The sequence below is a fragment of the Alphaproteobacteria bacterium genome (assembly GCA_019635875.1).
Classification (GTDB): domain Bacteria; phylum Pseudomonadota; class Alphaproteobacteria; order Reyranellales; family Reyranellaceae; genus JAFAZJ01.
In genome coordinates this window covers 522,325-535,465 of the sequence record JAHBYP010000005.1, presented here as the reverse complement: position 1 = coordinate 535,465, position 13,141 = coordinate 522,325, and the positions used below count along the sequence as shown (strand labels likewise).

14 protein-coding genes are annotated in these 13,141 nt (G+C 69.9%); 9 read left to right on the top strand and 5 right to left on the bottom strand.

Features of this window, described 5'->3' with window-relative positions:
• Positions 1–100 precede the first annotated feature (100 nt).
• The 5 genes from KF889_20540 to KF889_20520 all read left to right on the top strand — a co-directional run bounded on the left by KF889_20540 (position 101) and on the right by KF889_20520 (position 4,691).
• Positions 101–643, top strand: a complete 543-nt coding sequence (locus tag KF889_20540; protein MBX3501838.1) for a sigma-70 family RNA polymerase sigma factor — start codon at positions 101–103, stop codon at positions 641–643.
• 68 nt (positions 644–711) lie between these two features.
• Entirely contained in the window at positions 712–1,278 is a 567-nt protein-coding gene (locus KF889_20535) for a hypothetical protein (protein MBX3501837.1), read from the top strand.
• The gene (locus tag KF889_20530) at positions 1,278–1,811 is read left to right on the top strand and encodes a periplasmic heavy metal sensor (protein MBX3501836.1); all 534 of its coding nucleotides are present in this window, start codon (positions 1,278–1,280) and stop codon (positions 1,809–1,811) included. Before KF889_20535 ends, KF889_20530 begins: the two co-directional genes overlap by 1 nt.
• A gap of 16 nt (positions 1,812–1,827) precedes the next feature.
• Positions 1,828–3,483, top strand: coding sequence for a DUF1800 domain-containing protein (locus KF889_20525; protein ID MBX3501835.1), 1,656 nt, complete (start codon positions 1,828–1,830; stop codon positions 3,481–3,483).
• 8 nt (positions 3,484–3,491) lie between these two features.
• Positions 3,492–4,691, top strand: coding sequence for a DUF1501 domain-containing protein (locus KF889_20520; GenBank protein ID MBX3501834.1), 1,200 nt, complete (start codon positions 3,492–3,494; stop codon positions 4,689–4,691).
• A gap of 27 nt (positions 4,692–4,718) precedes the next feature.
• Here the strand turns inward: KF889_20520 and KF889_20515 are convergent, their stop codons facing one another.
• From KF889_20515 to KF889_20500, 4 genes are all read right to left on the bottom strand, one after another.
• Positions 4,719–6,212, bottom strand: a complete 1,494-nt coding sequence (locus KF889_20515; protein MBX3501833.1) for an MFS transporter — start codon at positions 6,210–6,212, stop codon at positions 4,719–4,721.
• Between the two features lie 64 nt (positions 6,213–6,276).
• The gene (locus tag KF889_20510; protein MBX3501832.1) at positions 6,277–7,482 is read right to left on the bottom strand and encodes a class I SAM-dependent methyltransferase; all 1,206 of its coding nucleotides are present in this window, start codon (positions 7,480–7,482) and stop codon (positions 6,277–6,279) included.
• Positions 7,479–8,066 carry a DUF1365 family protein gene (locus KF889_20505; GenBank protein MBX3501831.1) on the bottom strand — a complete coding sequence of 196 codons (588 nt, stop codon included), beginning with the start codon at positions 8,064–8,066 and terminating at the stop codon, positions 7,479–7,481. Before KF889_20505 ends, KF889_20510 begins: the two co-directional genes overlap by 4 nt.
• Before the next feature lie 103 nt (positions 8,067–8,169).
• The gene (locus KF889_20500) at positions 8,170–8,961 is read right to left on the bottom strand and encodes a DUF1849 family protein (GenBank protein MBX3501830.1); all 792 of its coding nucleotides are present in this window, start codon (positions 8,959–8,961) and stop codon (positions 8,170–8,172) included.
• A gap of 130 nt (positions 8,962–9,091) precedes the next feature.
• Between KF889_20500 and pdeM the strand changes: the two genes are divergently transcribed.
• Positions 9,092–9,871 carry a ligase-associated DNA damage response endonuclease PdeM gene (gene pdeM / locus KF889_20495; GenBank protein ID MBX3501829.1) on the top strand — a complete coding sequence of 260 codons (780 nt, stop codon included), beginning with the start codon at positions 9,092–9,094 and terminating at the stop codon, positions 9,869–9,871.
• Between the two features lie 90 nt (positions 9,872–9,961).
• Here pdeM and KF889_20490 read toward each other — a convergent pair whose 3' ends face one another.
• Positions 9,962–10,759 (bottom strand): hypothetical protein, encoded by a 798-nt coding sequence (locus KF889_20490; GenBank protein MBX3501828.1) that lies wholly within the window; start codon positions 10,757–10,759, stop codon positions 9,962–9,964.
• Positions 10,760–10,935: 176 nt separating this feature from the next.
• Between KF889_20490 and KF889_20485 the strand changes: the two genes are divergently transcribed.
• The 3 genes from KF889_20485 to KF889_20475 all read left to right on the top strand — a co-directional run bounded on the left by KF889_20485 (position 10,936) and on the right by KF889_20475 (position 13,141).
• Positions 10,936–11,598 (top strand): molybdenum cofactor guanylyltransferase, encoded by a 663-nt coding sequence (locus tag KF889_20485; protein MBX3501827.1) that lies wholly within the window; start codon positions 10,936–10,938, stop codon positions 11,596–11,598.
• Positions 11,599–11,662: 64 nt separating this feature from the next.
• Positions 11,663–12,586 (top strand): formylglycine-generating enzyme family protein, encoded by a 924-nt coding sequence (locus KF889_20480; protein MBX3501826.1) that lies wholly within the window; start codon positions 11,663–11,665, stop codon positions 12,584–12,586.
• A gap of 300 nt (positions 12,587–12,886) precedes the next feature.
• The gene (locus KF889_20475; GenBank protein ID MBX3501825.1) at positions 12,887–13,141 is read left to right on the top strand and encodes a DUF2282 domain-containing protein; all 255 of its coding nucleotides are present in this window, start codon (positions 12,887–12,889) and stop codon (positions 13,139–13,141) included.

Here is a 13,141-nt window from a genome sequence, read left to right as displayed (position 1 = left end):
CGCGGACCATAGCAGACGAAACCCGCGCCAAATCAAGGATCTGCCCGCATGCCGGGGATGCGTGGGCGGGCGCGCTCGTATAGGCTTTCAAAGCGCGATCGTGACGGCTCTGGACGACATCGACCTCGGCGCCCTGCTGGCCGGCGACAAGCGGACCTGGGACCGCTTCGTCGCCGCCGCGGCACCCCTGATCCACGCCGTGGCCCGCCGCGTGGTGTCGGCCCATGGCCTGTCGGCGGAGGAGGCGGGCGATGCCGCCCAGGACGTCTTCGTGCGGCTGTGCGCCAACGAGCGCCGGCTGCTGCGATCGTACGACCACTCGCGCGCCTCGCTGTCGACCTGGCTGGGCGTGATCGCGCGCTCCTGCGCGATCGACCACCTGCGGCGCAGGCGCCAGCCGACCGCGGCGCTCGACGACGTGCCGGAGGCGGCGGTGGCGGTCGAGGATCGCCATGTCGAGACGCTGAGCATTCCGCCCGGCCTGCTGACGGAGCGCCAGGCTCTTGTACTGACGCTGCTATACGACCGCGACATGGAGGTGGCCGACGCCGCCGCCCTGCTGCGGGTCGATGCCCAGACGGTGCGCAGCACGCATCACAAGGCGATGCTGCGCCTGCGTGAACATTTCCGCGTGAGCGCCTAAGAGGGTTGGGGGATGACGATGGCCCACCAAGCGTATCCAGAACGGGGATGTCCCCGGAGTGCGCGACCATGACCCAGGATGACGGATCGAGGAGCGCGCCCGACGCGTCCGGCCGCGCCCTGTGGCAGCGGGCGAGGGCAGCCGGGCCGGCGGCGGCCGGCCGGCCGGTGGACGACACGATGATCGCGGCCTGGCTCGATGGCCGGCTGTCGGAGGCCGAGACGGCTGCGGTCGAGCGGTACCTTGTCGCGCGCCCCGAGGCGCTGAAGGCCGCGCTCGAGGTGCGCAACGCACTGGCCGACGCGGCGCGCGCCCCGGTGCCCGACCGGGTGCTGGCGCGCGCCCGGGCGCTGGTCGGCTTCGAGGCCGAGCGGCAGGTGGGTCGCGGTGGGCTGACCGGATTGTTCGGCTCGCTCTTTGGCACCGGTCGCCGGGCGCTGGAGATGGCGGCGGTGGGTGCGGCCTTCGTGGTCGTGATCGCCGGCGGCTTCTCGCTGGGCGGCGGCACGCAGGAGGCCTATGCCCAGTCGGCGTACGACAGCACCGCCGCGGTCGAGCTGGTGCTCAATCCGCTGGGTGCGTTGCGGCTGAGCGAGGATATGGTCGATCTCCTGAACGAGCAGGGAGGTCGCTGATGCTGCGCAAGCACCTCGCCTGGATCCTGCTCGGCCTGTCGCTGGCACTCAACGTCGCCTTCGTCGGCGGCTTCGTTCACGCGCGCTACTTCGCCGAGCCGCCGCCGCTGGCCGACCTGCGGCTCGGAGCCGGCACGCCGGCACCGATCCCGACCATCGGCGTGCCCAAACCCGTTCCCTCGCCACAGGGCGCGGCCCGCGAGCTGGGCCTCGACGAGGGCCAGATGCGCGGCTTGCGCCAGATGCTGGCCGAGCAGCGCCGGCGCGCCGTGCCCGTCGTGCGCGAGATGGCGGCGCAGCGCGACGCGCTGGTTGTCGAGCTCGGCAAGGACAGGCCCGATGCCGCGGCGGTGGATCGTGCGCTGGATCGCATCGGCCAGTTGCGCATCCAGCTGCAGAAGGACAACGTGCAGGCGGCGCTGCGTTTCGCCGAGACGTTACCTGCGGAACAGCGCGAAGGGTTTCGCCGGTTGATGGTCAACCGCGCGATGGGCATGCAGTCCCGCCGTCAGGCGCCGGCCCAGCGCAAGTGAACCGGGGAGGTCGATCATGGCCGTGACCGCGATGCCTGGGCGCCGTGCGATGCTGGGACGCCGCGCCATGCTCGGCGGCACGGCGTTGGTGGCCCTCGCCGCGCCGGCGATCCTGACCCGTCCGGCACGCGCGGCGGGCATCGGCTTCGACGGCGCGCGCCACCTGCTGTCGCGCACCGGCTTCGGGCCGACGCCGGCCGAGATCGCCGCCTTCGAGACGATGGCGCACGAGGCGGCCATCGAGCGCCTGCTGCGCGGCTGGAAGCCGGGGGCGGTCACCGAGCCGCCGTCGTGGATCGACATCAAGCCGGCGGAAGTGCGTGCCATGCAGCGCGCCTACCAGGAGCGGCTCGCCAAGGCACGCGCCGCTCAGGACGGCCCTCCGCCACCCGCCGCGAGCGCCGACGGCGCCGCACCGGCGCCGACACCGGCACGCCCGCGCGGCGTGGCGGGCAAGCCGCTGGTCAATGCCGCGCCCTTGCAGGAGCAGGACCGCCAGCTGCGCAACTGGTGGGTCGAGGAGATGCTGGTCACCGACCAGCCACTGGTCGAGCGCATGGTGCTGTTCTGGCACAACCACTTCACGACCGGCCTGCAGAAGGTGCGTCTGGTGCCGGCGGTCTATCGCCAGAACGTGCTGTTCCGCCGTCACGCGCTGGGCAATTTCGCCACGCTGCTGCGCGAGGTCGCGCGCGACCCGGCGATGTTGATCTATCTCGACGGCGCGCGAAACCGCGCCAGCCAGCCCAACGAGAACTTCGCCCGTGAGCTGCTCGAGCTCTTCACCCTGGGCGAGGGCCACTATGCCGAGGCCGACATCAAGGCGGCGGCGCGCGCCTTCACCGGCTGGAGCCTCGATCGCGAGAGCGGCGGCTTCCGCTTCTATCCGGCGCTGCACGACAACAACGACAAGACCTTCCTCGGCCGCACCGGCAATTTCGACGGCGGCGACATTCTCGACATCATCCTTGCGCAGCCGCGCACCGCGGAGTTCGTCGTCGCCAAGCTGTGGCGCGAGTTCGTGTCGCTCAGGCGCGACCAGGCCGAGATCAGGCGACTGGCCGGCGTGCTGCGCGATGCGAAGTACGAGATGCGCCCGCTGCTGAGGGCGATGTTCGGCGCGCCGGCGTTCCGCGACAGCGCCAACCGCGGCACGCTGATCAAGTCGCCGGTCGAGCTGATGGTCGGCACGGTGCGCCTGCTGGGCCTGCCGGTGCCGGAGAAGACGCGCCTGGTGCGCGGCATGCAGGCGATGGGCCAGCTGCCGCTGTCGCCGCCCAACGTCAAGGGCTGGCCGGGCGGCGAGGACTGGATCACCACCAACCGCCTGCTGATGCGCCAGCAGATCCTGCGCCGCATCGTCGAGGCGACGTCGGTCGCCTCGGCCGACGACGGGCCCGACAGCATGATGCCGGGTGGCATGATGAAGCCCGGCCGCCGCGCCGAGCGGCGCGAGCAGATGGCGCCGGAACCGCCGCGGCCGGTCGAGGGCCGCAGCCTGCGCGACGCCGGCATGAGCGCGCGGCTGGGCCCGACGCTTGCCGGCATCGATGTGCCGACCCTGACGCGCACGCTGCTGCCGCTGCCGCCGCTCGTGCCGCTTCCGGCCGGCGCGACCCCGGGCCAGGCGGTGGCCGCCTTGCTGCTCGATCCTGTCTATCAGCTGAAGTGAGGCGCACCATGCTGCGTCGTGACCTGCTCGCCGGCCTGTCCGGCTTCGCCGTCGCCCTGGGCAGCGGCGCTGCGTGGGCGCAGAACCGTCCGGGTGTCGCGCCGGCGCCGGCCTCGCCGACGGGCGCCCGTTTCGATCGCATCCTGGTGCTGGTCGAGCTGCGCGGCGGCAATGACGGGCTGAACACGCTCGTGCCCTATGCCGACCCCGCCTATCAGCGGGCGCGCGGCGCGCTCGCCGTCCCGCGCGAGCGCGTGCTGCAGCTCGACGAGCGCGTCGGCCTGCATCAGACGCTGGCGCCGATGATGGAGGCGTGGAAGGCGGGCGACCTCGCCATCCTGCAGGGTGTCGGCTATCCCTATCCCAACCGCTCGCATTTCCGCTCGATCGAGATCTGGGATACCGCTTCGGCGGCAAGCCAGACGATCACCGAGGGCTGGATGGCGCAGGCCTTCGCCGGCGTGAAGCGGCCGGCCGGCCGCAGGGTCGACAGCGTCGTCGTCGACACCAATGCGCTGTTCGCCACCGGCGGCGATCTGCAGACCATCGTCATGCAGGACGCCGAGAATTTCATCAACCAGGCCAGGGCGATGCGCGAGACCGGCACGCGACCGCAAGTCACCAACCCGGCGCTCGAGCACATCCTGAAGGTGCGCGCCGAGATCCACGCCGCCTCTCTCGGCCTGGCCGAGCACATGAAGAACGCGCCGGCGCCGGCCGCTGCCTATGGCGACGGCCCGCTCGCGCAGCAGCTCGAGCTCGCCACGCGCATCCTGCTGGCGCGCGTGCCGGTGCTGGCGGTCAAGGTGGCGCTGGGCGGCTTCGACACGCATGCCGGCCAGGCCACCGTGCACGAGCGCCTGCTCGGCCAGCTCGGCCGTGGCCTCGCGACGCTTCGCCGGAACCTGATCGCGGCCAATCGCTGGAACGACGTGATGTTGATGACCTACACGGAGTTCGGCCGCCGCGTGAAGCCCAACGCCAGCAGCGGCACCGACCACGGCACCGCCTCGCCGCAATTCGTCATGGGCGGCGCGGTGAAGGGCGGCCTGCACGGAGCCTACCCGTCGCTCATCGACCTGCAGGACGGCGACCTCAAGCACACCATCGACTTCCGCAACGTCTTCGGCACGGTGGCGAAGAAATGGTGGGGCCTGAACCGCGACTTCGGGATGCGTCAGCCGCAGACCCTGTCGTTCACTTCTTGATGGTCGGGGCGCGCCCCGAGCAGATAGTCACTTGCCGGCGAGCACGACCTCGCGCACCGAGGGGCGCATCGCCTCGATGCGGATGTACCAGATCAGCAGGCCGGCCAGCACCTTCACGCCGATCGGCAGCATGATGTAGGTGACGACCAGCGCGTTGGTGTCGAACTGCAGATTGCCCGGGTCGAAGCCCAGCATCGCCGCCACCGGCAGCGACAGTCCCGCGCCGATCGCCGTGGCCAGCTTGGTCGAGAGCGCCCAGAGACCGAAATAGGCGCCGGTCTCGCCCTTGGAGTCGGCGCCTTCCTCGGCGTGGATGATGTCGGCGAGAATCGAGGGCGGCAGGCCGTAATCGGCGCCCAGCGCCATGCCGGTGAGCACGGCGATGGCGATGAACAGCCCCATCTGGCCCTCGCCGACCAGGCCGGCGCCGCCGAAGGAGACCACGGTGAGCACCATGGCGGCGAACCAGGCGGCGGCCTTGCTGGTGCGCTTCGACAGCCACATCCACAGCGGCACGCTGGCGGCGGCCGAGACGAAGTAGGTCAGCAGCACCATGCCGGCCTGCACCGTCGTGCCCTTCAGCACGTACTCGACGTAGAACAGCATCACGCTGACCGCGATGCCCAGCGCCGAGCCGTTGACGACGAAGACCAGCAGCAGGCGGCGGAAGCGCGGATTCTTCAGCGGCGCCAGGAAGTCGTGGAACACCGAGGCGCGACTCTTGCGTTCGACCGGCGGGTGCACCGTGTTGGGCGACCACAGGTAGCTCGGCAGGAAGCAGAGGATGGCGATCGGGATGAACAGGATGCCGAAGATGCCGTAACCCTTGATCTCGGCGGCCTGCTTCAGGCCGTTGACGGTGGCCTGCGCGGCGGCGACCGCCACGCTGTCGCCCGCCGCCCTTGCGCTGGCCAGCGCCGCGGTGGCCGCCTGCCAGGCCTCGGCGATGTCGCTGTGGATGTCGGGATTGATCAGCAGGGCCGGCAGCACGACGGCGAGCGTCATGCCGGTGAGCCCGAAGACCTCGCGCGCCACGGTCACGCGCGTGCGTTCGTTGTAGTCGTCGGTCAGGTCCGCGCCATGGGCGTGATAGCTGATCGATACGCCGGCATAGCCGAGATGCACGATGACCAGCGCCGCCAGCAGCCAGGCGGTCAGCCCGCCGGTGCCCAGCGCCGCCTTCGACGGCGGATCGAACAGCATCAGGAAGCCGCCGACCAGCAGGGGCATGCACATGAAGACGAAGATCAGCCGGCCGCGCGGGCGCCTGGTCATGCGGTCGCTGATGTAGCCGATCAGCGGATCCTGCAGCGCGTCGATCATGCGCGTGATCAGGAGGTAGGTGCCCAGCGCGGCGAAGGACAGGCCCAGCGCGTCGCCATAGAATTTCGGCACGTTCAGCACGACCGGCAGCGCCGCCATGTTGAGCGGCAGCTGCAGCGTCGCGTAGGCGACCAGTCTGTTGAAGGGAAGCTTTACGTACGTCGTCGAATCCGGCGAGCCGGCGGCGGCGAGTTGCAAGGGTAGCCTTCCTGTGTCTTTCGTTGGTCGCGACTATGATGGCTCGCAGTCGATACGCCAAGCTTCAGCTGTGCGTGAATTCCGCCTGGATGACGTCCGTGCGCCCGCTGGAGAAGCCGGCGGCGCAGTAGGCCAGATAGTAGCGCCACATGCGCACGAACCGGTCGTCGAAGCCCAGGCCCCTCACCCTGTCGACGACGCCGTCGAACCGGCCGAGCCAGGCCTCCAGGGTGCGGGCGTAGTCGCGGCCGAACTCGTGCGCGCCGGCCAGCGCCATGCCGGCGCGCCTTGCCTGGGCGCGCAGGGTCGCGGCCGAGGGCAGCATGCCGCCGGGGAAGATGTAGGTCTGGATGAAGTCGGCGCCGCGGCGATAGCGCTCGAAGCAATCGTCGGCGATGGTGATCGCCTGGACGATGGCGCGGCCGCCGGGATTGAGGTGGCGCTTGAGCGCGTCGAAATAGCTCGGCCAGTGGCGCTCGCCCACCGCCTCGATCATCTCGATCGACACGATGTGATCGTAGGTGCCCTCGACGTCGCGGTAGTCGCGGAACTCGACAGAGGCGATCTGCGCCAGCCCGGCGCGGCTCAGCCGGCTGCGCGCGTAGGCGAGCTGTTCCCGCGAGATGGTGATGGCGCGCACGCGCACGCCGCGGCGCGCCGCGGTCTCGGCGAAGCCGCCCCAGCCGCAGCCGATCTCCAGCAGGGTATCGCCCTGGCGCGCGTCCAGCCGGTCGAGGATGCGCTCGTACTTGGCGCGCTGCGCCTGATCGAGCGGCCGCGACGAATCGCCGTCGTAGAGCGCCGACGAGTAGGTCATCGTCGGATCGAGCCACAGCGAATAGAAGGCGTTGCCCAGATCGTAGTGCGCGTGGATGTTGCGCCGCGATCCGCGCCTGGTGTTGTCGTGTCCCAGATGGGCGAGCCGCAGCAGCTGGCGGCGCCACCACGAGGCCCGCGCGATGCGCCCCAGCGCCGCCTCGTTGGCGGCCATCAGCTCGAGCAGGCGCACCAGGTCGGGCGAGTCCCATTCGCCGGCCATGTAGCCCTCGGCGAAGCCCATGTCGCCGGACGACAGCACGCGCGAGAAGACCTGCCAGTCGCGCACGTTGATGGTCGCCTCGGGTCCCGGCTGGCCGCCGGCGAAGCGGCGCGTGCCGCCGTCGGGCAGGCCGAGCGTCAGCCCGCCCACCTTCAGGCGATCGAGCGCCTTCAGGGCCACGAAAGCGGCCAGCGGCAGACCATCGCGGGCGGTCCCATGGTGGGCGGTCATCGTGTGAGCATCTCCCCCGGCGGCTCGGGCCTCGGATGGAAACGGGTCCGTTTGCGCCACAACCCTAACGCTCGCCAGTGTATGCGGAATATCACCGCCAGGGCCACCAGCGGATTGGCCACGAAACGGCGCAACACGGCGGTCCTGTCCAGCGTGCAACGCGGCCCGCTGAGCGCGGTTGCCGGGATGAGGCCGGCGGCATCGCGGTGGTGCATCTGGGGACGCTCGCTGGCTTCGAGGTTTGCGGGGATCAAGGCGCGAAGCGACAGCGCAGCGTCTTGATCCTTGGCTTCCCCCACCCCCCTTAAGGGGGTGGGGGAAGCAGGGGACGTTGGAACCCCGTTGGAAGGGGGGTTGGAACCCGTTGGAAGCACCTGTTGGTACCCCGTTGGAAGGCGTTGGAATGGGTTGGAAACCCGTTGGAAGACCGTTGGAACGTCGGCATCGGCGCTCACTTCCCTCGGCATTTCCGATGCTGCCCTGGCCCGTCGGGCGCCCGTCGCGCGCCTGCCCGTGGCGCCGCCATCGACCGGTCGGCGCCATTTCCATGTTGTCGGTCTGTCGCACCCCGCACCGGGTGTCATGATTGAAGGACCACTGGGCTGTGCTTGGTAATTCCTTATTTACCCAATTCGTGAATTTATCAAGACCCTTCTTCCTGCCTTCTCGTCCCCACGGGGGACGGAACTACGACGTCGGACAGTCCGGGCGCGGTTCCATGGCGAGGGAGACGAGATCGGCGCCGGCGGTGACCAGGCCGGCGCTGACGCTGATGCGGTCCATCACGCCGGTGTCGTAGAGCAGCATCGAGAGCGTGAACAGCGGCCGGCCGCCGAAGCGGGTGCGGGTGAAGGCGATGGTGACCGGCCAGGCCTGGATGTTGAGCTCGCCGGCCGGCGACGCGGGGCGCGGCGGGCGCAGCAGCTCGGGCGAGGCGATGCCGGCGTCGACGGTCATGACGTCGCTGGTCACCTCGGGATCGAAGATGGTGAAGGAGAACGCGGTCTGCCCGGCCTTCAGCCGGTCGATCGCCGCAGCGATCGCCGCCACCGGCAGCGCGGTGCCGCCGGGCATGGCGAAGTCGATGGTGCGCGCCGGCAGCCTGATCTCGGCCGTGCCGCCGACGCGGCTGCTCGTCGCCTTGCCGGTGATGTGCTCGGGATGATCGTTGATGCGCCGCTCGAGCTGGTAGGTGAAGGCGCTGCCGCCCACCGTCTCCTCGCCGCGCAGCCGCGACTCGGTGGCGTAGCGCAGCATGGAGGTGAGCACGAAGGCGAAGCCGACATCGCGCTCGATGCGCCAGTAGCGGCAGTCGAAGGTCAGCCGCTGGCGCGCCGTGCCGATCTGCACGCCGTTGATCGCCGTGCCCAGGCGGATCACGTACTCGGCGCGATGCGGCGCGAGGTCGGCCGCCAGTGTCGGCGCGCCCGGCAACGCCAGCAGAATAAGGCAGGCCGCGAGGCGGCGAAGCGATCGCATGGCGCGACCATGATGGCGGAACGCCGGCAGGTCAACGCGACGCAGTGTCGGCGTTCCCGCAGGCATGGGCGACGGTGTAAGCTGCGCGTCCCCTCTCGCGCGCACAAGGCCAAGAACGCCGCCATCCGCCATGGAACCCGCCACTCGCTTCAAGCCATTCGATCGCGAACGCGCGACGGCGGCGGCGCGTTCCGTCGGCGGCCTGCCCTTCGTCTGCAACGGCGTCGAGCTGGTGGCGCGGCCCGACGGCTCGCTGTGGTGGCCGGCAGAGCGGCTGCTGGCGGTGGCCGACCTGCATCTCGAGAAGGGCAGCTGGTACGGCATGCGCACCGGCCAGCTGCTGCCGCCCTACGACACGCGCGCCACGCTGGCGCGGCTGGCGCAGGCCATCGCCGAGACCGGACCGCGCATCGTGCTGTGCGTCGGCGACAGCTTCCACGACGGCGAGGCCGCCTCGCGCGTCGATGCCGCCGATGCGCGCGAGATCACGCGCCTGGTCGGCGCGGCACGCGACTGGATCTGGATCACCGGCAATCACGATCCCGCGCCGCCGCGGCAATGGGGCGGTCAGGCGAGCATCGAGCTGGCCTTCGGCCGGCTGGTGTTCCGCCACCAGGCGCTGGCCATGCCGCTCACCGACACCGGCGGCGAGGTCTCCGGCCACTATCATCCGGTGGCCTCGCTGGTGGTGCGCGGTCGCGGGCTGCGCCGGCGCTGCTTCCTCACCGACGGCATGCGGCTGATCTTGCCGTCCTACGGCGCCTACACCGGCGGGCTCAACGCGCGCGACGCCGCGGTGGCGGCGATCTTCGGCGGTCCCTACGACGCGCTGGCGATCGGTGCGTCGAGCGTGCACCGCCTGCCGGTCGAGGCGCTGCGCCGCGACGCGGCGCTCATGGCGGCGAAGTGATTTTGTCATCCCGAGCGTAGCGAGGGATCCAGGACCGTCCTGGATCCCTCGCTACGCTCGGAATGACAGAGGGGCATGGTCCGAACGGCGTCAGAACTCGTAGCGCACCGTGACCTCGCCGAGGCCCTCGATGCGGCCGACCGCCGTCGTGCCCACCGGGATGAACTGGCAGGCGACCATCGAGCCGGTCGAGACGATCATGCCCTTCTTCAGGATCTTGCCGTGATCGGCCAGGCGATTGGCGACCCAGGCCAGCGAATTCACGCAATGGCCCAGCACATCGCCGGAATTGCCCGATGCGACCTCCTCGCCGTCGAACGAAACCGTGCCCTTGAGATTGCCGATGTCGAGCTTGCGCCAGTCGGGATTGACCGGCGCCAGCAGCGAGCCCCAGTTCCAGCCGACATCGATGATCAGCGCCATCGCCGACAGGCGCGAGTAGTCCGAGCCGCGATCCTCGATCAGCTCGAAGCCGGCGCGCGCCGATTCGATGAAGGGCGTGATGGTCTCCTTCGTGTAGGGCTTGCCGGCCGGTGGCGGCGGCACGTCGGCGTTGACCGTCAGGATGATCTCCAGCTCGAGGCCAAGGCGCACGTGGTTGGCCGCCTTCAGCGTCACCTCGCGCTCGAAGACGCGCGACTTGCGGATCGCGCCATAGGCAGGATTCTTCAATCCGGTCTGCTTGAGGATCGCCGGCGAGGTCAGGCCGATCTTGTAGCCGACGACCTCGCCATCCTCGGGGATGACGCGCTTCAGCAGCGCGTCCTGCGCGGCGTAGGCGGCGTCCTCGCCTGCCGGCGTCAGCGCCTTGGGCCACCAGCCCGCCGTGGTGCGCGTGCGGCGCAGGTTCATCACGTAGTCGGCGATCTGCTCGGACGTCGCGGCCATGGTCGTTTCCTCTGGTATAGAATCCTCTACCTTCCCCCGGAGGGGGAAGGTGGCGCGCGTAGCGCGACGGATGGGGGATGTCGAAGACGGACTCCCCTGTCCGTCTTCGACATCCCCCATCCGCCTTCGGCACCTTCCCCCTCCGGGGGAAGGTAAGATGCGACTATAGTCCAGCCATGCCGCGCATCCATCCCGCCATCGCCCGACCGATCCGCGTCGGCGGCCTGATCGGCGCCGTGCTGGTGGGCGGCGAGGGAAGCCGCATGGGCGCCGGCCCGCCCAAGCCGCTGCGCCAGCTGGCCGGCCGGCCGATGCTGGCGCATGTCATCGAGCGCCTGCGGCCGCAGGTGATGGACCTGGTGCTGAGCGCCCATGGCGACGCCGGGCCGTGGCGCGGCTTCGATGCGCCCGTCGTGCTCGATTCCCTGCCGCGCGATCCCGACGGGCGACGACCCGGGCCGCTGGCCGGCGTGCTGGCGGCGCTGGAGTGGATGGCCCGGCACCATCCCGCCGCGTCGTGGCTGCTGACCGTGCCTTCGGACGTGCCGCTGCTGCCGACCGACCTTACCGTCTATCTCGGCGGCCACATGCACGTGCCCGAGGCCGATGTGCTGGCGGTGCGCTATCGCGGCCGCACGCATCACGCCATCGCCATCTGGCGGGTCGAGCTGCTCGAGGCCCTGCGTCGCGCGGTGACGGAGGAGGGCGTGCGCTCGATCGAAGCCTTCGCGCGGCGCCACGACTTCGCGACCCTGGACTGGCCGCGCCGGGCGATCGATCCCTTCCTCAACGTCAACACACCGGAGGATCTGGCGCGCGCCGAGGCGTTGCTACGGTGAGTCGCGTGGACTTGCAGGCATGCGCGCATCAGACTTGGTGCCCGGGCAAGCGGGGGAGGAACCGATGCGGAGCTGGTGGCTGGCGTTCGCGCTGTCGGCGATCATGGGGCCGGCGTGGGCGCAACAGAGCTTTCGCGACTGCCCGACGTGCCCGGAGATGGTGGTGATCCCGCCGGGATCGTTCACCATGGGCGTGGCGGCAGCCGAGGAGGAACGCGAGGGCGTACCGGCGTACTTTCGTGGCCGCAGCGCGCCGCAGCATCGCGTGACCATCGGATACGCATTCTCGCTGGGGCGTCACGAGGTGACGCGAGGGCAGTTCGCGGCGTTCGCGCAGGCGACCGGCCGCGATACCGGCACGTCGTGCTGGACGCTGCGAGCGGACGGAAACTACGTGGAGACGGCGGGCCGCGACTGGCGCGATCCGGGTTTCGCGCAGACGGAGAACGATCCGGTGGTGTGCGTGAGCTGGGAAGACGCGCAGGCCTATGTCGAGTGGCTGAAGCGGACGACGGGCAAGGGCTACCGGCTGCCGTCGGAGGCGGAATGGGAGTACGCGGTGCGGGCGGGATCGCAGTCCGCGCGTTATTGGGGCGATAGCCTCGACGGCACATGTCTCCAGGCCAACGTCGCCGACCTCACTCTGGCCAGCCGCTTCAACGCCGAGAAGAATCCGGAACGCTTCTTCCTGTGCACCGATGGCCATTTGCATACAGCCCCGGTTGGTTCGTTCCGGCCCAACGCGTTCGGGCTGCACGACGCGCTTGGCAACGCCTGGGAATGGACAGGTGACTGCTCGCATGACACCTACAATGGGGCACCGGCGAATGGCGACTACTGGCACGCGTCCGGCGACTGTCCATTTCGTGTCGCTCGCGGCGGCAGCTGGTTCAACAATCCCTGGTCCGTCCGTGCCGGCTACCGCTTCTGGTTCACCCCCGGCTACAGAAGCTACGAAGTCGGTTTCCGCGTCGCTCGGACCAATTAGGTCTTGCGCCTCGCCCCTTTGCCGGCACGTCTCGATGCGCTGATCGCGCTCGGCCGGCGTGGACTACGCGTTGTGGCCATCCCCATGAGCACCACCATCATGCCTGCCGCGCCCGGCGAGGCGGAGCTCAAGGCCCAACCGTCCCGTGAGAGGGGAGAGGGAGTGGTGGCGTGCCTCTCGCTGGAAGCTATCGTCGCCATAGCCTGTGATGACGTGCGGCTCACAGGAATTTCAGGCACCTTGATTCCGGAGCGTGTGCCGCCACTGCTAGAGTTCGCGCATCCCATCGGGAGGGTTTCCATGAAGACGTCGCATTTCATTATCGCCTCCGCCGTCGCCGCCGCGATCGGCCTGCCGGGCGCCGCGCTGGCGCAGGCCAAGGCCGAGACCGAGAAGTGCTACGGCATCGTCAAGGCCGGGCAGAACGACTGCCAGACCGCGACCTCCTCGTGCGCCGGCACCTCGAAGAAGGACTCGCAGGCCGACGCCTGGATCGCGGTGCCCAAGGGCACCTGCGCCAAGATCGTCGGTGCCTCGCTGACGGCGAAGAAGTAG